The sequence below is a fragment of the Streptomyces sp. NPDC053076 genome (assembly GCF_044546845.1).
Classification (GTDB): Bacteria; Actinomycetota; Actinomycetes; order Streptomycetales; family Streptomycetaceae; genus Streptomyces.
In genome coordinates this window covers 1,485,378-1,505,984 of record NZ_JBITZL010000001.1, presented here as the reverse complement: position 1 = coordinate 1,505,984, position 20,607 = coordinate 1,485,378, and the positions used below count along the sequence as shown (strand labels likewise).

Here is a 20,607-nt window from a genome sequence, read left to right as displayed (position 1 = left end):
GCCACACCTCCATACTGACCGCCGAATCGATTGACCAAATCGATTTGGCCGCCGTCCACGGCCGGATCGTCGAAGCCTGAGCGAGCGAGCCGAACGGAGCCCGCGCGTGTCCAGTCCCGTACATCCCGTCGTCCCCGATCCCCCGCAGTCCGTCGCACCCCGTGCCGTGCACCCGGTCGACGAGTCCCGGCCCCTCGGCCGGATCCTCCTCTTCGGCGTCCAGCACGTCCTCGTCATGGCGGCGACACCGATCTCCGCGATCTTCCTGATGAGCGCCACCCTCCGGCTGAACCCGGGCGTCACCGTCGATCTGCTCTCGGCGGCCCTGCTGCTGTCCGGCGTCGGCTCGCTGATCCAGTCCCTGGGGCCGTGGAAGTTCGGCCCCCGGCTGCCGTTCGTGATGCTGCCCGGCGGCGCGCCGCTGATCCTCTTCATGTCCATCGCACAGCAGCACGGACTGCGCACCGCCACCGGCGCCGTGCTCCTCACCGCCGCGTTCACCTTCGTCGTCCTGCCGCTGTTCACACGCCTTCTGAGGTTCTTCCCGCCCCTGGTGATCGGCACGATGATCGTGATCGTCGGGGTCAACCTGGTGAAGGTCGGCGGTCTGCTCGTCACCGGGCAGCCCGGCACGCCCGGCTTCGCCGAGCCGGCCCGGCTGGGGCTCGCGTTCGCCACGATCGGCCTGATCGTGCTCTTCACCCGGCTGCTGCGCGGGGTGCTGCGCCAGCTCGCCGTGCTGCTCGGGCTGGTCGCGGGCACGGCCCTCGCCTGCCTCACCGGTCAGGTGCACGCGGGTGCTCTGTTCTCCGGGCAACTGGTGGGCGTACCCCACCCGTTGCCGTTCGGCCCGCCCGTCTTCGACCTCGTCGCCGCGCTGCCGCTGATGCTGTACAGCCTGGCGTCCATGGCGGAGGCGACCGGGCAGACCGTCATCAACGCCGAGGCGGTGGGCAGGGAGATCGACATCCGGTCGGACGTACCGCGCACCGTGCGCGGGGACGCCCTCACCTCGCTGTTCGGCGGCTTCTTCGGGCTGCCCTTGATGGTCACCAGTGGGGAGAACATCGGCATCGTGCGGGTCACCGGTGTGCGCAGCCGGTACGTCACGGCCGCCGCGGGCGTCGTCCTCGTGGTCCTCGGCTTCCTCACTCCCGTCGCCCGGGCCATCAGCGTCATGCCCCCGGCGGTGGTCGGCGGCGCGGCGATGGCCGTCTTCGCGGTGATCACCGTACTGGGCGTGCAGATGCTGGGCCGGGCCCGGCTGGAGGACCACACGGCCGCGCTCACGTGCGCGGTGGCGCTGGCGCTGGGGCTGCTGCCGATCCTGGTGCCCGGGGTGTACGCCGGTTTCCCGTCCGGCGTGCGGATCCTGCTGGAGAGCGGGGTCGCCGTGGGCGCCCTGACCGCCGCCGTCCTCAACGTGGTCTTCCACCACCTGGGCCGACGGACCGCCACCGCCACGGCCACCGTCTCGGCTGCCGTACCGGCCGAGGCGCCCGGTACGGCCGCCCGCGCGTGAGCCGCCGACCGCCCGAACGTCAGCCCGCCTGTCCGCTCGAACCCCGGAGAACCATGACCGACCTGACCTTGGACCGGCTGCGCCAGGACACGCTGCTGCTGGTCCCCGAAGTGACGCTGGCCCCCGACGGCCCGCTGGACCGGTACGCGGTGGTGGTGCGGGACGGCGTGTTCCGCGACGTCGGACCGGTCGAGCGGATCGTCCGTACGCATCCGTCGCTGGCACCCCTGCCCCTGCCCGGACATGTGCTGATGCCCGGCTTCGTCGACGCCCATCATCATCTGACGCAGAGTTTCGGCGGCGCCCTCGCCTTCGGGGAGCCCTCGGAGATCTTCCGCCGGGTGTGGGTGCCGCTGGAGCGGGCGCTGGACGAGGAGTCGGCGTACGTGGCCGCGAAACTGGCCGCCCTGGAGTCGCTGCGCGGCGGTTTCACCACGGTCGCCGAGTCCGGCACCCGCGCCCGGGTGGACGTGGACGTGCTCGCCTCGGCGGCGCGGGACGCGGGCATCCGCTGCGTACTGGGTCTGGTCTGCAACGACGCCGCGGACGGCACCGGCGAGGACGCCGATCCGCGAGCCGTGCTCGTCGCCGCCGAACGGCATCTGGCCCGCTTCGGCGACGACGAACTGGTCCACCCCTCGCTGGCCGTGTCCGTGCCGGAGGCGGCGACCGGGCCGACGCTGGCCGCCACGGCACGGCTGGCCGCCGCCGCGGGGGCCGTCGTCCAGATCCATGTGAACGAGCACCTCGTCGCCGTCGAACGCTCCCTCGTCCGGCACGGGATGCGGCCCCTCGAGTATCTGCACCAGGTGGGCGCGCTCGGCCCGCACCTGCTCGCCGCGCACGCGACGCTGCTCACCCCGGCCGAGCTCACGCTGCTCGCCGGCACCGGCACGGCGGTGAGCTACAACCCGGTCGCCAGCGCCTGGAAGGGCAACGCCGTCGCTCCCGCCACGGCCTTCGCCGAGCGTGGCATCAGGTTCGGCCTCGGCACGGACGGCACCCGTGGCGACGGCTTCCGGCTCGCGGACGCGGCGGAGTCCGCCCAGCGGCTCACCTACGGTCTGGCCGGCGGCGACTCGTCCTGCGGCGCCGGCTGGACCTGGCTGGAGCGGGCCGGTGCGGGCGGTGCGGACGCGGTCGGGCTCGGCCGGCTCACCGGGCGGGTCGCGGCGGGGCATGCCGCCGACTTCCTGCTCGTGGACGTCAGCGGGCCCGAGATGCAGCCGTCCTGGGATCTCCCCTGGGAGCTGGTCCGGCGCGGCAACCGGGACCAGCTCACCGCCGTGTTCGTCGCCGGCCGACTGCGGTTGTGGCACGGCTGGCCGCCGGACTGGGACGGCCCGGCCCTGGTCCACCGGGCCGCGGAACTGGCCCGGCGGGTGGTGGAACGCGCCGAGGTGACACGGGCTCACCCCACATCGGTACGGGCCTGGCGGGAGGCGGGATCCACCCGGCCACCAGTGACGACGGCACCCATGCCAGCGGAGGGAGGAGCGACAGCGGCGGCGGAACCAGCGACAGCGAAGACAGCGGCGACGAGGGCAACAGAGGCGCCGGCGACAGCGGAGAGGGGAGCGGCAGGGGCGGCAGCGGAGCCAGCGACAGCGGGGGCCGGGGCGCCGACGGCGCAGGACCGGACGGCACGAGCCACAGCGCAAACCCCAGCCACCCACCCGGCCAGCACCTCCACCACCCCGGCACCCGCACAGGACCGGACGGCACGAGCCACAGCGCAAACCCCAGCCACCCACCCGGCCAGCACCTCCACCACCCCGGCACCCGCGCAGGACCGGGCGACCGGCTCCGCGCCGCCCGCGTCCGCGCCGTCGGCAGCACGCCCCGCGCCGCGTTCGGCAGCGTCTCCGGCATCCGCTCCGGCCGGCTCCGTCGGAGGTCGGGTATGACGGGCGGGATGCTCGCCGTACTGGCGCTGACCGTGGCGGCGGCGGCGTTCGTGCAGGGCGCCAGCGGGCTGGGCTTCGCGCTGATCGTGGCACCGGTCGCGGGAATGCTCGATCCCGGACTGCTGCCCGTGTTCGTGCTGACCTCGATGATCCCGCTGAACCTGTACGTCGCCTGGCGGGAACGGCACAGCCTCGATCTGCGGGGCGCCGGCTGGATCACGGCCGCGCGGCTGACGGCGACCCCGGGGGGTCTCGCCCTGCTGTGGGTCGTGCCGCAGAGCGACCTGGGGACGGTGGTCGGCGTGGCGACGGTGCTGGCGGCCGTGGTCAGCCTCGTCGTGCCCGGCTTCGTGCCGGGGCCCGGCGCCTATGTGGGCGCGGGTGTCGTCACCGGGCTGACCGAGACGGCGACCGGTGTCGGCGGCCCGCCGCTCGCCCTCGTCTACCAGCACCGGCCGCCCGCCGAGCTGCGCGCGACGGTCGCCGTCTGCTTTCTGGTGGGCGAAGTCGCCTCCCTGGCCCTGCTGTTCGTCACCGGCCGGGGGCGAGCGGCGGACATGGGCTGGGCGGTGCTGCTCCTGCCGGCGCTCGCGGCGGGTGCCTGGTTGAGCCGTCTGGTGCACCAGCGCGTCGACGCGAGGAGGATGCGCGCCTTCGTGCTCGCGTTCGCCCTGGTGTCCGGGGTGGTCCTGATCGCGGGCAGCTGACCCGGACCGCGGAACGCCGGGCCTCGCCCTATCGGTGCCGCAGGGACGGAGCGCGGACGACGAGCCGCGGCTCGGGGGCCGACACCCCACGCCCGGCGCCTTCCGCTGACCCGGAGCGCGGAACGCCGGGCCTCGCCCTATCGGTGCCGCAGGGACGAAGCACGGACGACGAGCCGCGGCTCGGGGGCCGACACCCCACGCCCGGCGCCTTCCGCGCTGGCGGTGGTACCGGTGGTACCGGCAACTGTCGCCAACTCCTCGCCTCCAGCGGCCGATTGCTCGCCCAGCCGGCCGAGCAGCAGCTCCACCGCGTCCGCCGCGGCCCGGTCCAGGCGCAGGTCGACCGCGGTGAGCGGTGGTTCGCAGGTGCGGGCGCGCAGACCGTCGTACCGGGTGACGACCATGGTGTCGTCGGGGATACGGCGGCCCGCGTCCCGCAGGGCCCGTACCGCCCCGACGGCGAAGGCGTCGACGAGCACGCACAGCGCGTCGACGTCGGGATGCTCGGCGAGCAGCGCGGCGCACCGGTCGTACCCCGCCTGTTCGCCGCCGTCCTCCGGTGCGGTGGCGATGACCGGGGTCCAGCCGTGGGCCGCCGCCGCGTGTTCGTAGGCGGCGCGGGCGTCGACCGAGGAGTGGCGGGTGCCCGCGCCGACGACGAGCGCGGGGCGGCGGGCGCCCTGGGCGCGCAGGTGGTCCAGGAGCAGTTCGACGACCCGGCCGCCGTGCAGGTCGACGTAGGGTGCGTCATCGTCGGGCGCGGTGGGCCGGCCCAGCGTGACGTACGGCAGCCCGCGCTCGCGCAGTTGGGCCACGGCCGCGTCGTCCGCCGCGGGCTCGACCACGATGGCGCCGTCGATGTCGACGCTGTACAGCGCGGATCCGGACTGCACGGGCGGGATCAGCACCAGCGCGTACTCGTGGACGAGGGCCCGCTCGGCCGCCGCGGCGGCCACCTCCATGTAGAAACCCAGCCGGGACGGGCCGCCGGCCACAGCGAACGGCATCGAGGAGGCCAGCGCGATGGCCCTGGCCTCACCGCGGCGCAGCCGCTGGGCGCGCAGGTTGGGCCGGTAACCCAGCTCGGCGGCGATCTTCTTGATGCGCTCGCGGGTCCGCGGGTCCACCTTGCCGATGCCGTTGAGGGCGTGGGACACCGTCGTCCGGGACACCGAGGCGGCCTGGGCCACATCGGCGATGGTGGGCCGACGGGCGCCGCGCGAGATGGTCATGCGCCCATCTTCCCAACAGCCACGACCGGGGGACCACCGGGTGGCGGTCGCTTCCCGAAGGCCGGAGTCCGGTTCGGGAATCCGGTTCAGGGCTCCGGCCTTCGGCAATCCCGACTCGACAGCCCCCGACTCGACAGCCCCGATTCGGGAGCCCCGGCTCGACAGCCCCCGACTCAGCAGCCCCCGACTCGGCAGCCCGATTCAGCAGCCCCGGCTCGGCAGCCCCGATTCGGGAGCCCTGGCTCGGCAGTCCCGGTTGGAGAGTCGCGGCCGGTGAGTCGCGGGTCTGAAGTGTCCGTTCGGGAGTACCGGCGGTGGGGTACGGCCCCTGCCAGGAACGGCACCCACCGGTCGGCCTCGGGCTCCAGCGGGTGCGGCGGCTCGGGCGGGAGGCGCGCGAGGGGACGTCGTTGGGTGATCTTCGTGGCGCTCGCGACGGCGTCTTCGCAGGTGCGGGCCCCGCCGGGCATCCGCTTGGTGGGCTTCGCGCGATGATGCGACGCTGGGTGGAGAGGTGTCCGCCGAGGGGACCTGGAGGGCCGATGGGGCGTGACGTCCCGGCGCTCGTCTTCACCCGCGAGGACCGCCGCCGGTACCGGATCAAGATGCAGGAGTGCCTGGACGCGTTCGCGCAGATGCTGCGCGAGGCGCATTTCGAGTCGGAGCGGCCCCAGGTGGGCCTGGAGATAGAGCTGAACCTGGTGGACGAGGACGCCGAGCCGGCGATGCGCAACAGCGATGTGCTGGAGGCGATCTCCGACCCCGCGTGGTCCACCGAGCTGGGCCGGTTCAACCTGGAGATCAACGTGCCGCCGCGGCGGCTGATCGCGGGCGGCCCCGACGCCTGGGAGTCCGAGATCCGGGCCGCGCTGAACCACGCCGACGAGCGGGCGCGGTCGGTGGGCACCCGCCTGATCACGGTCGGGATCCTGCCCACGCTCCGGCAGGAGCAGATCGGTGAGGGGACGCTGTCGGAGAATTCCCGCTACCGGCTGCTCAACGACCAGGTCTTCGCGGCCCGCGGCGAGGACCTGCGCATCGAGATCGACGGAGCCGACCGGCTGCGGACCTGGGCGGACACGATCACCCCGGAGGCCGCGTGCACCAGCACGCAGTTCCATCTCCAGGTGTCGCCCGAGGAGTTCGCCGGCTACTGGAACGCGGCGCAGGCGATCGCCGGGGTCCAGGTCGCGCTGGCGGCCAACTCCCCCTTCCTGTTCGGCAAGGAGCTGTGGCACGAGACGCGGATCCCGCTGTTCGAGCAGGCCACCGACACCCGCCCGGAGGAGATCAAGGTGCAGGGTGTACGGCCGCGGGTGTGGTTCGGGGAGCGGTGGATCAACAGCGTCTTCGACCTGTTCGAGGAGAACCTGCGCTACTTCCCGGCCCTCCTTCCCCTGTGCGACGAGGAGGACCCGGTGGAGACGCTGGACCGCGGCGGCATCCCCGAACTGTCCGAACTCACCCTGCACAACGGCACGATCTACCGCTGGAACCGGCCGGTCTACGCCGTCGCCGACGGCCACCCGCACATCCGGGTGGAGAACCGGGTGCTGCCCGCCGGTCCGACCGTCGCCGACACCCTGGCCAACGGCGCCTTCTACTACGGGCTCACCCGGGCCCTGGTGGAGGAGGACCGGCCGGTGTGGTCGCGGATGTCATTCTCGGCCGCCGAGGACAATCTGCACGCCGCCGCCCGGAACGGTATCGAGGCGCTGCTGTACTGGCCCGGGATGGGCGAGGTCCCGGTGCCGGAGCTGGTGCTGCGGCGGCTGTTGCCGCTCGCGCACCGCGGTCTGGAACGCTCCGGCATGGACGCGGCGTGGCGCGAGCCGCTGCTCGGCGTCATCGAGCAGCGCTGTGTGACCGCGCGCAACGGAGCGGTGTGGCAGAAGGAGATGTTCCATCACATCGACGCCACCACGCACGCCGGTCCACAGGAGGCACTGCGCCGGATGACCCAGGTCTACATCGACTACATGCACCTCAACGCCCCGGTGCACACCTGGCCGGTCGACTGACGGGGATCAGCCGGGTCACGCAGGAAGGTGACCCGGGTCGACATCGACCACTCCATGCAGCTCAACGCCCCGACGCACACCTGGCCGGTCGACTGGCGGGGATCAGGCGGGTCACGCAGGAAGGTGACCGCGCGGTCGAACGCCGAGTCGCGGTTCTTCGCGAACTCCTCCTCGGTGAAGACCGGTTCGGTCAGGTGCGGCGGGATGCCGGTGCCGTCGAAGGTGCGGCCGGTGCGGGTCAGGTACTCCTCGTTCGGCAGGGTGAAGCGCATGCCGTCGGGGAGTCTTCGCGTCATCGTGTCCGAGAAGACGCCCTGGGTGGGCTGCCCGATCCGCACGGTGCGGCCGGGCCTGTCGAACAGGGCCTGGGTGAAGGTCTCGCCGGCGCTGACCGTCGATCCGCCGGTGAGGACGGCGACCGGGCCGGTGTACCGGGGCGTGTCGGCCGGGACGACGGGCACGGGTTCGGGCCGGGTGTGCCGGGTGGGGTCGGCCGGGTCGTTGCGGGCGCGTTTGGTGTAGGCGGTGTACGGGGTGTCGGTCAGCCGTTGCGCCACCCGGATGCCGAGGGCGTCGGAGCCGCCGTCGTTCACCCGCAGGTCGATGATCAGTCCCTTCAGGCGCCGGGTACGGCTCGGCGTCAGGACGGTGTCGAGCACCCGGTCGAGTTCCGCCCGGTCCGCGGAGGGGGGCGCGTCGTCGCCCGCGAAGTGCTCGAAGGCGGAGATCCGCAGGTAGCCGAGGTCGCCGCGCAGGTCGGCGTAGGTGATCAGCCCCGCGGCGAAGTCCTGCCGGTGCGTGGCGTCCCTGAGGTCTCGGGCCTCGATGAAATCCTTGGTCCGGGCGTCCAGTTCGTCGCTCGGCGCCTCGGTGCCGGGCCGTACCCCGGAGAAGTCGCGGTCGCCGTCCTCGACCGCGACGTGGATGTCGTACAGGGGTCGCAGCATGCGGCTGAAGATGCCGAAGAGTTCGGGCCCGGTGGTGTCGTGGTGCACCTGCGGCCGGTACCGGTCGCGGACGGCGTGCCAGTCGACGTCCTTCCGCGCGAAGAAGGGGTAGTTCTCCTCGAAGGTCTGCCAGAGCGCGTCGAAGCCGGCCCGGGGGTCCTCGGGTGCCGGACGGGTGCAGCCGGCGGGCAGCGCCGGTACCCGGGTGAGCTGCCGGTGCCCGACCGAGCTGTCCGCGGCGAGCCGGGCGTGGTCCTGGTCACGGTCGGTCCGTACGGTGAGGACGGTGCCGTCGTGCGTGGTGTAGGCGCCGGGGCCCGTCCGCCGTGCGGAGCCGCCCGCGAGGCAGCTGACGGACGTGGTCTGGTACTCGCGCAGGGTTTCCCGGCCGAGGACGAGCAAGGCGCCGTAGCCGTCCGTCCGCCACACTCCGTCGATGGCCGGCGGGCGCGGTGGCGCGACGGTCGCGACCGGCACGGCCAGGGCGGCTAAGGTCAGGGCGGCGACGGCGGCCGTGACGATGCGCACGATGGGGTCCTCCCGGTACGGGTCCGCACCCCACCACCGTGTCCGACGGCCGTGCCGTCCGCCATTCGGGCAACCGGTACGCCGACGGCCGGCGGCGGCCGCGCGTGCCCGCCGCTCGCCGGACCGGCGCCTAGGGCTGTCGTCCCAGGGCCGACTCGGGGCACGCCGCCGCGTCCGGCAGATGGGACTTCGCCCACTCGCCGAGTTCTCGAAGGGCGGGCTCCAGGGCCGCGCCGGCGTCGGTCAGCCGGTAGGAGACGCGCAGCGGGGGGCCTTCGTCGACCTCGCGCAGCACGAGGCCGGCCGCACCGAGTTCGGCGAGCCGGTCGGAGAGCATGCGTTCGCTGATGCCGGGGACGGCCCGCCGGAGGTCGGCGAAGTACGCGGGCTGTTCCACCAGGACGGCCACGATCGGGCCGCTCCAGCGCTTGCCGAGCAGTTGGAAGACCCGGGTGATGCCGTCGTCCACCCGCTTGCACGCCGCACTGTCGTGGTTCTGCTCCGCCGTCATCGCACCAGGGTACTACCCCACCGTAGGGGGCTGAAAAAAAGTAAGTCCATGTGTTAAAAGTAGTCCAGTACGAAAACTCAGCCGACGCCTCTCGGTGTGCGGCTGCACCCCCTGTTCCGCTCGCACCGCCCCCTATGGAGACGCTCATGGCGACCCTGCTGCACATCGACTCGTCCGTGTTCCCGACCGAGGCGTCGGCCTCCCGCGCCGTGACGGCGGCCTTCCGCAAGCACTGGGAGGAGCAGCACCCGCGGGGCACGGTCGTCTACCGCGACCTGGCGGCCGAGCCCGTTCCGCACATCAGCGCCGACGCGCACTTGGCCGGCTTCGTGCCCGAGTCCGCCCACACGCCCGAGCAGGCCGCCGCCTTCGCCGAGCGCGTCAAGCTGATCGAGGAGCTGGAGCAGGCCGACGCGATCCTGATCGGCGCCCCGATGTACAACTTCACGATCCCGTCCACCCTCAAGGCCTGGCTGGACAACGTGATCCTCATGGGCCGCACGGCGGGCGAGAGCCCGTCCGTCAAGGGCATCCCGGTCACCGTCGTCGCCAGCCGGGGCGGCTCCTACGCGCCGGGCACCCCGCGTGAGGGATACGAGTACGTGCAGAACTACCTCAAGGCCGTCCTCGCCGACGCCCTGGGCCTGGACCTGGAGTTCATCGTCCCGGAGCTGACCATGGCGTCGAAGAACCCGGCGATGGCCGAGCTGGTCCCGCTGGCCGAGGCATCCCGTGACCGCGCCCTGGAGGCCGCGGCCACCAGGGCCCGGCAGCTCGCGGAGCGCGTCGCGGCCTGACCTCCTCCCGCATGTCCCCCTGCTCGCCTCCCGACTGTCCGCCTCCCGCCGGGTACCGCCGGCCGGGCGGCACCCGGCGGAGCGTGGTGGCCCGGCCGGCGGTACGGCGGCCGGCTCGACGTCGGCGTGTCCGCCGCCGGCCTCCGGGCCCGGTGGCGGACCGGGTTGCCATGGTTCGGGGGCCGTCGGCGTCCGGCCGCACGCCCGACACGGCGACATGCGCGCACGACACCCGCGCGGTGCGGGGCACGCCGGTCAGGGTGATGGAAACCTGCGCCCCATGAGCAACCCTCCCAGCGTCAACATGGGCAACCCTCCCGGCGTCAACAGCTACGTCGACCGGGTCACCGCCGGGCCCGGCGGCGCGATGACCGACGAAGTCGGCGTGATCACCGGCGACCTCACCGTCGCGACCATCCTCCGTGCCGACGGCATCAGTGTGCGCGTCGCCATCCAGCACTCGGGGGGTGACACCTGGTACACCCTGTCCGGCAGCCCCGCCCCGGTACCGGCGGGCCGGCTCGCGGCCTACCACCGGGACCTGCTGGGCCGCATCCGGCGGGGCGGCGGAACACGCGCCACCTGAGCGGGGCGGGCGGCACGTGGAGCCGGACCGCGAGGAGTGGGCCCGTCACCGGGCCCCCCGGTGCTGCCGGCGCTCCCTCATGCGCTCCCCGGCCGCCCGCGCCCTGGCGTTCAACCGGTCCCGGCCGGCTGCCGCCAGAAGCGCCAACGGGGTCACGGCAAGGCCGATCAGGAGGGCGTGGGTCCAGCCCATCCCGTCACGGCGGTAGCGCAGCAGCAGGACGGACAGCGCGTAGGTCAGGGCGACGATCAGTACGCCTTTGAGCGGCTTCGGCAGGCTCATGCCCTTCGATTGCCCGCGGCGCACGCCGGTATGGGACCCCCTCCCGTCGGCGCCTCGCCGCTGTCGGTCCGTCAGAATCCTGCGCTGCCGGGCCCGTTCGGACCGTCAGAAGCGCGCCATGCGCGGGGAACCGCTGCGTGAGACGGCGACTCACGGGTAACCGGCGATGTCATGAACGCGTTGAGGAAATGGCCGCAGAAGCCGTCGCAGAGGCAGGCCGGAAACCCACCGTCCGCCGCCGTCGTCGCCCCGAGGAGGTAAGCGTGCTTTTCCTGGTGGTCGCGCTGCTCCTGCTGGGCATCGTCGTGGGGTCGGCAGCCTATCTCCCCTGGCCCGTCACGCTGGTGCTCGGATCGCTCATCGCCGTCTGGCTCGTCGTCTTCGCGGGACGTGAGCGGCGGCGCCGCAACCGGACGAGGAGGGCATGACGATGCGCCTGACCGCACCACCCTCGCGCCGGACGGGCCGGCAGGACACCGAAGGCATGGCCGTGGCCTCCTTCGTCCTCGGACTCGTCGGGCTGCTCGTCCTCAACCTCGTCCTCGGCCCCATCGCGATCGTGCTGGCGATCATCGCCCTGCGCCGCGACACACCACGCCGGTTCCGCGCGCTCCTCGGACTCGGACTGGGCGTCGCGGACCTGGTGGTGCTCGCCGTTCTGATGTCCGCTCACGGTACGACGTCCTGGTCGGTCTGGGGCGGCTGACCCGACTCACCGGCACCATCCCGCATCCGACCCGCACCATCCCGCATCCGACGTCCGCGGGCCCCGCCCGGCGCGGGACCGGTGGCGGTCCCGGCAGGCACAGCGAACGAAGCGCGAGTCTCCCTCCCGGTCATGACACACCGTCAGGAGGGCGGTCCGGCCGAGCACGCTCGATTTCCATGAACGTGCAAAGGCCCATCCGCACACCTTGACCGACACATGGTCCAGACCAATCATGGCCTAGACCAATAGCCCCGGCCGGGCTTGCACAGCGCGACACCCGTTCTCTCGCCTGTCGTTCGCTAACCGGGAGTACCCGATGAGACGTCCGAGATCCGTACGCGCCCTGCTCACCGGCGTGGCCACACTGGCCGCGTCCGCCGGGCTCGCCCTGGGGTTCGGGGGCGCCGCGCACGCGGCGACCCCGCTGCCCGCCCACGTGTTCGCCCCCTACTTCGAGGCGTACAACGGCGACAGCCCCGCCGCGCTCGCCCAGAACTCCGGCGCCAAGTACCTGACCATGGCCTTCCTCCAGACCGAGAAGAAGGGCTCCTGCACCCCGTACTGGAACGGCGACACCGGCACCCCCGTCGCCGGCTCGGTCTTCGGCTCCGACTTCACCACCATCCGCTCACGCGGCGGCGACGTCATCCTCTCCCTCGGCGGATACGCCGCCGACAACGGCGGCACCGAGATCGCCGACAGCTGCACGAACGTGGACTCCATCGCCGCCGCCTACGAGAAGATCATCACCACCTACGACGTCTCGCGGCTCGACATGGACGTGGAGGACAACTCCCTCACCGACACGGCCGGCGTGAACCGCCGCAACCAGGCCATCAAGAAGGTCCAGGACTGGGCCGCCGCCAACGGCCGCTCGGTCCAGTTCTCCTACACCCTGCCGACCACGACGACGGGGCTCGCCGACAGCGGACTCGCCGTGCTCCGCAGCGCCCAGAGCGCGGGCGCCAAGGTGGACGTCGTCAACCTGATGACGTTCGACTACTACGACGGCGCCACCCACCACATGGCCACCGACACCCAGACGGCGGCGAGCGGGCTGCACGGCCAGCTCGCCGACCTGTACCCGAACCTGTCGGACACCCAGCTGTGGAACATGATCGGCGTCACCGAGATGCCGGGCGTGGACGACTACGGCCCGGCGGAGACCTTCACCACCGCCGACGCCACCACCGTGTACGACTGGGCGGTCGCCAAGGGCATCAGCACCCTGTCCTTCTGGGCGCTCCAGCGCGACAACGGCGGCTGCCCCGGCGGTACCGCCTCCGACACCTGCTCCGGCATCGCCCAGGACACCTGGTACTTCACGCACACGTTCGCGCCCTTCACCGGCGGCACGACGACACCGCCGGCCAACGACTTCTCGGTCTCCCTCTCCCCCGCCACCGCCTCGGTGGACCCCGGCGGCTCGGCGACGGCGACCGTGCGGACGTCGGTGACATCGGGCAGCGCCCAGAGCGTCGACCTGGCGGTGAGTGGCGCGCCCAGCGGGGTGACCGCCACCCTGAGCCCCACCTCGGTCACCACGGGCGGCACCGCCACACTGACGGTGAAGGCCGGCGCCTCCACGACGCCCGGCACCTACCCCCTGACCGTCACCGGCACGGCGGGCACGACCAGGCACAGCGCCACGTTCACCCTGACCGTGAACGGATCGGGCGGCGCCGCCACCCTCGCCAACGGTGACTTCGAGACCGGCTCCCTGGCACCGTGGACCTGCGACAACGGTGCGACGGTGGTGTCCACGCCGGCGCACGGTGGCAGCCACGCGCTGAAGACCGCACCGTCCGCGGCGCAGACCGGGCAGTGCGCCCAGACCCTCACGCTCAAGCCCCACACGTCGTACGCCCTCAGCGGCTGGGTGCAGGGGCAGTACGCGTACCTCGGAGTCAGCGGCGGCGCGACGGCGAGTACCTGGGCCTCCCCGTCGTCATGGTCGAAGCTGACGGTGCCGTTCACCACCGGTGACTCGGGCACGGTCACCGTGTACGTCCACGGCTGGTACGGCCAGGGTGCCGTCTCCGCGGACGATCTGTCCGTCTCCTGATCCGGTTCCATCTCCTGATCCGGTTGCTCCCGCCGGCCCCGCCCGGGTTCACCGGGCGGGCCGGTCGCGCGGCACGGTGGCGTCGCCTTTCGTAGGCTGAGAGTGCCCGATGGCTGAGAGTGCCCGATCCTCCCTCCGGGGAGGTCTGCCGCAGGCAGGAGATGATCGTGATCGGACTCGCCGCGGTGTTCGCCGTCGCGGGAGCGGCGAGCAACGCCGTCGGCACCGCGTTCCAGCGCAAGGCGGCCTCGACGAGCAGCCGCACCGGGCTCCGGCTGCTCGCGGAGCTGGTGCACCGGCCGTTCTGGATGATCGGCATGGCCGGCGTCATCTGCGCCGCCCTGTTCCAGAGCCTTGCCCTGGTCAACGGTCCGCTCGCACTCGTCCAGCCGCTGTTCATCCTGGAACTTCCCTTCGCGCTGCTCGTCGCCGCCCCCCTGATGCACCGGCGGCTGCCGCGCTCGGGCTGGTGGGGCGTCGGCGCCTGCGTGGCGGGCCTCGCCGTCCTGTTGATCGCGGCCGCCCCGCACGGCGCGACCGATCAGGCGCCCCTCGTCCGGTGGATCCCGGCCGTCTGCCTGTGTGTCGGCGCGATGGCCGCAGCGGTACTGCTGGCCGGCCGGGGACGCGCTCCGGCGCGCCGCGCCGCGTTGCTGGCAGCCGCCTCCGCGACCGGCAACGCCCTGACCGCCGCGCTGCTGAAGTCGGCCAGCGGCACGTTCGCCGATCACGGCTTCACGGCGTTCCTGCGGTCCTGGCAGACGTACGGCTTCGCGCTCGCCGGCGCCGCCGCCGTGCTCCTGCTGGAGAGCGCGCTGCAAGCCGGTCCTCTTGCCGCCGCACAGCCCGCGCTGACCATCGGTGACGCGGTGGTGAGCCTGATCCTGGGCATCACCCTCTTCGACGAGCGGATCCGCACCGGCTGGTGGCTCGTGCCCGAGGCGTGCGGTGCCCTGCTGATCGTCCTGGGCGTGGCGGCCCTCAGCCGGGCCGTCGGGCGGATCATCGTGCTGCCGGTCCCGGCCGAGGAGCAGCGCCAGCCGACGTGAGGCCGCTCAGGGAGCGGCGACCAGGGGCGGTGCGCCCCAGTCGGACGTGAGCGCGTCGCGCAGGGCGCGGGCCGGGGCCGGCCCGATGCGCTCCACCAGAACCGACTCGATCACCTTGATGGTGGCCTGCGCCCGCTCGTGGACGCGCTGCCCCTCGGCGGTCGTACGGATCAGCCGCCGACGTGCGGAGTCGGGGTCCGGCTCCTGTTCCAGCAACCCCATGCCGATCAGCCCGTGCACCGCCTGATGAGCGGTCTGCCGGGTGACGCCGATCCGCCGGGCGAGTTCGGAGACGGTGGTGCCCTCGGGGTCGAGCATGGCGAAGACGGACGCCTGCGCCGTCGTCACCGGCTGCTCGCCCACCGCCTCCATGCTGGCGAACAGGGCGTCCTCGAACCAGCGGCGGGCCTCGGACAGAAGCTGGGGCAGGTTGGCGGCGCGATGACTCATGGCTCCTCGGAAGATCGGCTACCCGGCGGATTATCCTCCGCCGCGGTGGCGCGTGACCGGCACCGGGCCCGAAGGCCGCTCGGGCAGCCAGAGGTCGGTCTCCCACGGCCGGCTGCCCTCTGGCACGGCGTGGACGGCGCCCCGCAGCAGCCGCACAGCGGGTGCGGGGCGCCCGGGACGGGCAGCGGGTGCGGTCGTCGTCGGGGCCCTCACGACGGTCGACTTCCCGTGTGCCACTGGTGGTGCGGGAGGAAGCGGACGTCGTGCCGCTCGGACACGGTGCCGAACTTGTCCGGTTCGGGGACGAAGGGCCGGGACGGCAGGCCCAGTTCGTCGGCCGGCGTGCCGAGGGACTCGAAGAACCGCTCGAAGGTGCCGCCCGGTCCGGCGGCGACGCCGACGACCTGCGAGTGGTGGCGTTCCATCCGGTAGGCGTGGGGGCAGTTCTTCGGTACGAAGCCGAAGTCACCGGGCGTGAGCAGCTTCTCGTACTGCTCGCCCCCGAGGTCTTCCACGAAGAGCCGTACGGCGCCCTGGGTGACGTAGAAGACCTCGTAGGTGTCGGCGTGGGAGTGGGCGGGGATCACCTCCCCCTTCGGGCCCTCGCAGGTGAAGAAGTTGAAGGTGTTCTCAGTCTGCTCACCGCCCGCGTAGATCGTCACGAGGTCACCGAACAGGTGCGCCCGGTCGCCCAGACCCTTCTCGATGAAGTAGGGCTTGCCCGGCTCCGGCGGGATGAAGGAGCGGGCCCGGTAGCGGGTGGCGTACTCGATGGTCATGCAGAGCCTCCGGTTCCGTGCGCTGACAATGTCAGGCTACCTGACATAAGGCAGGTGGCCAACGAACCGGAGGAGTCACTTCGGGACCTGCACGGTCAGGGCGGGCGCGCGGCGGAACCGGCCGACGGGGCTCTGCGCCGCGGCGTCGGCACACCGATCGGCCGAACACCTCCCGAACGGCATCGGCACGCCCATCGGCCGGCATTTCCCGAACGCCGTCGGCACATCCATCGGCCGGCACGCCCCGAACGCCTGTCAGCGCCTCACTGATCGGCCCGCACCGGATGCCGGCTCATGATCGAGACCCTGTTGAACGCGTTGATGGTGACGGCCACCCAGACCACCGCGGATGTCTGGTCGTCGGTGAGCACCTCCCGTGCCGCCGCGTAGGCGGCGTCCTGGGCGGCGGTGTCGGCCGCGGCCGTCGTCGCCTCGGCCAGGGCGAGGGCGGCCCGCTCGGCGGGAGTGAACAGCTCGGTGTCACGCCAGGCGGCGAGCACGCCGAGGCGCTGCGGGGTCTCGCCGGCCCGCAGCGCGGCCCGGGTGTGCACGTGCAGACAGTAGGCGCAGCCGTTCAGCTGCGAGACGCGGAGGTTGACCAGCTCCACCAGGACGCGGTCCAGGCCGGCCTCGGCGGCGACCGCGCGGACCGCCTCGGCCGTCTGCACCAGCGCGTGGTAGACCTTCGGACTCTGTTTGTCGATGAAGATCCGCCGGGCGGCGCCGGCCGGGACGGTACTGGTCAACCTGAACTCCTCGGACCCGATTTTGTTGAAGTTGAAACTATCACGGGGCCCGGGGACCCTGGCACCCGACGGCCGCCCGGTGACGGGCCCTCGGAAGGGCACCGGTGGAGTCCGGCTGCCGACGGGCCGTCACGCGGCGGGCCGGGGGCAACCGATGTCGCCGGACGGCAGGCGGCCGGTCGCGAGGTAGGCGTTGACCGTACTGTCCACGCACGCGCTGCCGAAGACGCCGTAGACGCCGTGCTGGTCCGCTCCCCGCAGGGTCACCAGGCGCGAGCTGGGCCAGTCGCGGTGCACCGTCCGGGCGCTGCGGTAGGTGGTGCGCGGGTCGCCGGTGGCATTGACGAGCAGGGCCGGCAGGTCGCCGCGGATCGTGGTCGGGCGTTCGCGCGGCGGATCCCAGAACGCGCACGGGTTGATGTCGTTCGTGACGGGGGCGAACAGCTGGTCGGGGCTTTCGGCGCGCCGCAGATCACGCCAGTACGTCTCCGGGTCGCGGGGTGCGGGCACGTCGCCGCACAGGATGGCCGTCTGCGCGCTGCCGTACACGGATTCGTGCCCGGTCAGCATGAACTCAAGTGTTGAGGCCAGCCACGGGGACGGGGTGACGGGCCGCCCTTCGGCGGCGCGCCGCAGCTCCCGTACGGCCTGGGCGAAGTCGCCGTACGCCGTGGGGTTGTCCTGCGAGAGGCCGTTGAAGACGACGACGGGCAGGGCGTGTTCGTCCACCCGGTGGCCGCCGACGCGCAGCGGCGTGCGGGCGGCCGCCGACCGGATGCCGTTCACCGTCGCCAGCACGGCGCCGCGGGTGTGCCCGAGCCCGTAAGCCGCGTCGTGCGCGGCGGTCCAGTCGGCCCAGCCGCGAAGGGCGTGCCGGTTGGCCTCCTCGGTACCCCGCAGCAGCCGGGGACCGTAGACCTCCGGAGCCTCCACGCCGTCCAGGACGACCCGGTCGGTGCGCCCGGGGAACATCGTCGCGTACACCTGGCCGAGATAACTGCCGTAGGAGTAGCCCAGGTAGGAGACCCTGCGCTCGCCCAGCGCCGCGCGGATGACGTCCATGTCGCGCGCGGTGTTCCGGGTGGTCGCGTACGGCAGCAGGTCACCGGCGTGGGTACGGCAGCGGCGGGCGAGGTCCGCGGCGAAGGCGGTCATGCGGTCGAAGCCTGCACGGCCGGTGCCGGCTCCGCGGATCATGCTGCCGGTGGGCCAGTGGCAGTCCAGAGGAGTGCTCCGGCCGACGAAGCGGGGGTCCACGCCCACCACGTCATAGCGTGCGGCGACGTCCTTCATGGCGCTTCGCACCCAGGGCGGGTCACCGATCGTCTGTCCGCCGGGACCGCCACTGTTGAGCAGCAGCGCGCCGACGCGGTGTGCGGTGTCGGTGCCGCGGATCCGGGAGATCGCGACGGTGATCGTACGGCCCTCGGGGCGGGCGTAGTCCAACGGGACGGTGACGTCGGCGCATTGGGCGCCGGCCTGTTCGAGGTCCTTGCCGGTGGTGTCGTCGGGGCCGAGCAGGCAGCTCTTCCAGTGGAGGTCCTGGTCGTGGAAGCGGGCGAGCGGGTCGGGGGCCGGGCGGGGCGCGGCGGCCACGGTCAGTGCGCCCGCCAGGGACAGGGCGACGGCCGCCGCGGCTCGCGCGGTGAACCGGCGCGGACGGCCGCGATGCGGGCGGCGTCGACCGTCGGGGGAGGTGGAGGCGGTCATGGGGATGTCCTTTCGGCGGACGTGCCCTCGCAGAGGGCCTGGTCGACGACGTCGAGGAAGTCCAGTTCGGCCTGGAGCGTGGCGGGCACCTCGTTCAGGGCGACGGCGACGCGGCGGCCGTCGGGACCGACGGCGACCAGCGCCCGGTGGCCGCCGGGCACGGTCCCGGCGTGGCCCCACCAGGTGCCGCCGCACGACAGCGGCGAGGAGATCAGGCCGAGCCCGTAGCGGGCGCCGGGCCAGAGCCGGTCGGGGTCGGCGGCCACCGTGTGCCGCATCTCGGCGAGTTGCGGTGCGGGCAGCAGCCGGCCGGTGAACAGCGCGGCGGCGAACCGGTTCAGGTCGGCCGGGGTGGAGATCAGGGCGCCGCCGACACCGCCGAAGGTCGTGTTCCAGTCGGTACCGTCCACCCGGCGGCCGTCGGCCGCGGTGAAGTAGCTGTGCGAGTGCGGGCCTCGGACGCGGGTGTCGTCACCCGGCCAGTACGTGTCGTGCAGGCCCAGCGGCGCGATGACGCGGCGGGTGATCTCCGCCTCCGGGCTGTGGCCGGTGACCTGGCGGACGATCAGCCCGGCGACGAGGTAGTTGGTGGTCGCGTAGTGCCAGGTGGCCTCCGGGCGCGGCAGCCGCAGGGCGTCGGCGATGAGCCGGCGCGGCTCGAAGTGGCGGTACCGCATCCGTTCGGGGTGCTCCCACTCGGGTGCCTCGAGGTAGTCGGGCAGCCCGCTGGTGTGCTGCAGGAGCTGCCGTACGGTGATGCGGCGGCCGTCATGACCGCCCGTGCGGATCAGGTCCGGCAGGTAGCGCTCGACGGGCGCGTCCAGGGACAGCCGCCGCTCGGCGGCGAGTTGCAGGACGACCGTCGCGGTGAAGGTCTTCGTGACGCTGCCGACGCGCAGCCGGTCGGTGGCGTTCATGGACCGGCCGGTGCGCAGATCGGCCACGCCTTCGGCCACTGTCCAGCGGTCGCAAGGGGCGTCCGGGGCGGGGTCGTCGACCATGACCGCGGCGCCGGCGATGCGGTCGTGCGTCAGGAGGTGGTGCACGGACCGGCTCACCCCCGGGTGCGGGCCGCACGCGCGGGGCGCGCCCCTGGGCGGCTGCGCGACGGCGGCCGGGGCGGCGCTGAGCAGGCAGACCATGACCAAGGCCGTGAGGCAGGTACGTCGGCGAAAGAGGCCGGTACGTCGGCGAAATACCGGGCGACGTAAAGCGATTGTCATGTGACAGCACGCTAGGCATCGCCGGGAACGTGCTCACTCCGGCAGGCAGGCGATTCGGTACGGGGGCCAGCACCAGCGCACGGGGGAGGCGAGCCCCCCGTCACCCTTTTCGTGGCATCACAAGGGGGCCGGCCCCACGGCCTTCGGGACCGGTATGACGTCCTCAGGCGTTCGGGTCCGCGCCGGTCGTGGCAATGAACCCCGCCCACGGGGGTGACGCCGGTGAGCCAGGCCGCGAACGTCGCGGAGGTGCGGTCGGGCAGCACGTCCACGACCCGGCCGGCCTCCACGTCGACCAGCACGGTGCCGTAGGTGCAGCCCCTGCGGAAGGCGAACTCGTCCACCCCCAGCACCCGCGGGGCACGGTCCGCCACCATCGGCGCCGTCAGCAGCCTGAACAGCACATCCTCGACCGTCTTGCTCGCCACGGCAGCGAACACCCTGCTGAAACGATCCCGCTTTCCGGCCCCTGACCTGGGCATTCACGGAACTGCGGCCAGAGCCTAGAAGTCACCCTTGATGCGCTGCTTGAGATCGACCAGCACATCGGCGACCTGTTCCCGGTCGAACCGGGGCAGCCCGAGGGCCTGGGTGTACGCCTCGTTGATCTGCGATCCCACCGACAGCACGACCAGGCTGCTGCAGCCCGATGCCTCCTCGGGACCGATGACGGTCTCCAGCGATGTCGCCAGCTCGCGGACGAGTCCGCGCATGAAGACATCCCGGTCCAGGCCCACGTCCACTTCTTCGGTGCGGCTCACGGCGTCCCCTCTCCCTGACGCTGAGCACCGCACGTCCGCAGGGGCGTGTCGCGCTGAGGTCGTGGGCAGTCGGCC

21 protein-coding genes are annotated in these 20,607 nt (G+C 72.7%); 10 read left to right on the top strand and 11 right to left on the bottom strand.

What is annotated here, in order from left to right:
• Window positions 1–106 precede the first annotated feature (106 nt).
• From ACIGYR_RS06065 to ACIGYR_RS06055, 3 genes are read left to right on the top strand one after another with little or no spacing between them, the layout of a single operon-like run.
• Window positions 107–1,522: a uracil-xanthine permease family protein gene (locus tag ACIGYR_RS06065; protein ID WP_399601716.1), complete on the top strand. Its 1,416-nt coding sequence runs from the start codon at window positions 107–109 to the stop codon at window positions 1,520–1,522.
• Between the two features lie 53 nt (window positions 1,523–1,575).
• Window positions 1,576–3,429, top strand: coding sequence for an amidohydrolase family protein (locus ACIGYR_RS06060; RefSeq protein ID WP_399601713.1), 1,854 nt, complete (start codon window positions 1,576–1,578; stop codon window positions 3,427–3,429).
• Complete coding sequence (locus ACIGYR_RS06055) at window positions 3,426–4,136, top strand: sulfite exporter TauE/SafE family protein (protein WP_399601710.1); 711 nt, start codon at window positions 3,426–3,428, stop codon at window positions 4,134–4,136. Before ACIGYR_RS06060 ends, ACIGYR_RS06055 begins: the two co-directional genes overlap by 4 nt.
• A 137-nt stretch (window positions 4,137–4,273) precedes the next feature.
• Here ACIGYR_RS06055 and ACIGYR_RS06050 read toward each other — a convergent pair whose 3' ends face one another.
• Entirely contained in the window at window positions 4,274–5,368 is a 1,095-nt protein-coding gene (locus ACIGYR_RS06050) for a LacI family DNA-binding transcriptional regulator (RefSeq protein ID WP_399601708.1), read from the bottom strand.
• Window positions 5,369–5,910: 542 nt separating this feature from the next.
• Here ACIGYR_RS06050 and ACIGYR_RS06045 point away from each other — a divergent pair.
• Window positions 5,911–7,389 (top strand): glutamate--cysteine ligase, encoded by a 1,479-nt coding sequence (locus tag ACIGYR_RS06045; RefSeq protein WP_399601705.1) that lies wholly within the window; start codon window positions 5,911–5,913, stop codon window positions 7,387–7,389.
• Here ACIGYR_RS06045 and ACIGYR_RS06040 read toward each other — a convergent pair.
• Together ACIGYR_RS06040 and ACIGYR_RS06035 are read right to left on the bottom strand one after the other, a co-directional pair.
• A complete protein-coding gene (locus ACIGYR_RS06040) occupies window positions 7,344–8,864 on the bottom strand; it encodes a S41 family peptidase (RefSeq protein ID WP_399601703.1) in 1,521 nt (506 codons plus the stop codon). The two genes, ACIGYR_RS06045 and ACIGYR_RS06040, sit on opposite strands and share 46 nt — an antisense overlap.
• 130 nt (window positions 8,865–8,994) lie before the next feature.
• The gene (locus ACIGYR_RS06035; RefSeq protein ID WP_399601700.1) at window positions 8,995–9,375 is read right to left on the bottom strand and encodes a winged helix-turn-helix transcriptional regulator; all 381 of its coding nucleotides are present in this window, start codon (window positions 9,373–9,375) and stop codon (window positions 8,995–8,997) included.
• Window positions 9,376–9,521: 146 nt separating this feature from the next.
• Here ACIGYR_RS06035 and ACIGYR_RS06030 point away from each other — a divergent pair, with 146 nt between their 5' ends.
• Window positions 9,522–10,172 (top strand): FMN-dependent NADH-azoreductase, encoded by a 651-nt coding sequence (locus ACIGYR_RS06030; protein WP_399601697.1) that lies wholly within the window; start codon window positions 9,522–9,524, stop codon window positions 10,170–10,172.
• Window positions 10,173–10,476: 304 nt separating this feature from the next.
• Window positions 10,477–10,758 (top strand): hypothetical protein, encoded by a 282-nt coding sequence (locus ACIGYR_RS06025; RefSeq protein WP_391838241.1) that lies wholly within the window; start codon window positions 10,477–10,479, stop codon window positions 10,756–10,758.
• A 45-nt stretch (window positions 10,759–10,803) separates the two neighbouring features.
• Here the strand turns inward: ACIGYR_RS06025 and ACIGYR_RS06020 are convergent, their stop codons facing one another.
• On the bottom strand, window positions 10,804–11,040 hold the full coding sequence (locus ACIGYR_RS06020; protein WP_399601695.1) for a hypothetical protein: 237 nt from the start codon (window positions 11,038–11,040) through the stop codon (window positions 10,804–10,806).
• 263 nt (window positions 11,041–11,303) lie between these two features.
• Here ACIGYR_RS06020 and ACIGYR_RS06015 point away from each other — a divergent pair, with 263 nt between their 5' ends.
• From ACIGYR_RS06015 to ACIGYR_RS06000, 4 genes are all read left to right on the top strand, one after another.
• Window positions 11,304–11,468, top strand: a complete 165-nt coding sequence (locus ACIGYR_RS06015; protein ID WP_391837346.1) for a hypothetical protein — start codon at window positions 11,304–11,306, stop codon at window positions 11,466–11,468.
• Window positions 11,469–11,470: 2 nt separating this feature from the next.
• Complete coding sequence (locus ACIGYR_RS06010) at window positions 11,471–11,746, top strand: DUF4190 domain-containing protein (protein WP_391838243.1); 276 nt, start codon at window positions 11,471–11,473, stop codon at window positions 11,744–11,746.
• 319 nt (window positions 11,747–12,065) lie between these two features.
• Window positions 12,066–13,814, top strand: coding sequence for a carbohydrate binding domain-containing protein (locus ACIGYR_RS06005; RefSeq protein ID WP_399601691.1), 1,749 nt, complete (start codon window positions 12,066–12,068; stop codon window positions 13,812–13,814).
• 167 nt (window positions 13,815–13,981) lie between these two features.
• On the top strand, window positions 13,982–14,863 hold the full coding sequence (locus tag ACIGYR_RS06000; protein WP_399601688.1) for a DMT family transporter: 882 nt from the start codon (window positions 13,982–13,984) through the stop codon (window positions 14,861–14,863).
• A gap of 6 nt (window positions 14,864–14,869) precedes the next feature.
• Here ACIGYR_RS06000 and ACIGYR_RS05995 read toward each other — a convergent pair whose 3' ends face one another.
• From ACIGYR_RS05995 to ACIGYR_RS05965, 7 genes are all read right to left on the bottom strand, one after another.
• Window positions 14,870–15,313, bottom strand: coding sequence for a MarR family winged helix-turn-helix transcriptional regulator (locus ACIGYR_RS05995; RefSeq protein ID WP_391837352.1), 444 nt, complete (start codon window positions 15,311–15,313; stop codon window positions 14,870–14,872).
• Between the two features lie 209 nt (window positions 15,314–15,522).
• Entirely contained in the window at window positions 15,523–16,092 is a 570-nt protein-coding gene (locus tag ACIGYR_RS05990) for a quercetin 2,3-dioxygenase (RefSeq protein ID WP_399601686.1), read from the bottom strand.
• A 263-nt stretch (window positions 16,093–16,355) separates the two neighbouring features.
• On the bottom strand, window positions 16,356–16,838 hold the full coding sequence (locus tag ACIGYR_RS05985; RefSeq protein WP_399601683.1) for a carboxymuconolactone decarboxylase family protein: 483 nt from the start codon (window positions 16,836–16,838) through the stop codon (window positions 16,356–16,358).
• Between the two features lie 129 nt (window positions 16,839–16,967).
• The gene (locus tag ACIGYR_RS05980; RefSeq protein WP_399601680.1) at window positions 16,968–18,548 is read right to left on the bottom strand and encodes an alpha/beta hydrolase; all 1,581 of its coding nucleotides are present in this window, start codon (window positions 18,546–18,548) and stop codon (window positions 16,968–16,970) included.
• Window positions 18,545–19,690, bottom strand: a complete 1,146-nt coding sequence (locus tag ACIGYR_RS05975; RefSeq protein ID WP_399601678.1) for a serine hydrolase domain-containing protein — start codon at window positions 19,688–19,690, stop codon at window positions 18,545–18,547. Before ACIGYR_RS05975 ends, ACIGYR_RS05980 begins: the two co-directional genes overlap by 4 nt.
• Window positions 19,691–19,782: 92 nt before the next feature.
• Window positions 19,783–20,148 (bottom strand): transposase, encoded by a 366-nt coding sequence (locus ACIGYR_RS05970; protein ID WP_399602339.1) that lies wholly within the window; start codon window positions 20,146–20,148, stop codon window positions 19,783–19,785.
• 126 nt (window positions 20,149–20,274) lie between these two features.
• Complete coding sequence (locus tag ACIGYR_RS05965) at window positions 20,275–20,532, bottom strand: hypothetical protein (protein ID WP_399601675.1); 258 nt, start codon at window positions 20,530–20,532, stop codon at window positions 20,275–20,277.
• Window positions 20,533–20,607: the final 75 nt, after the last annotated feature.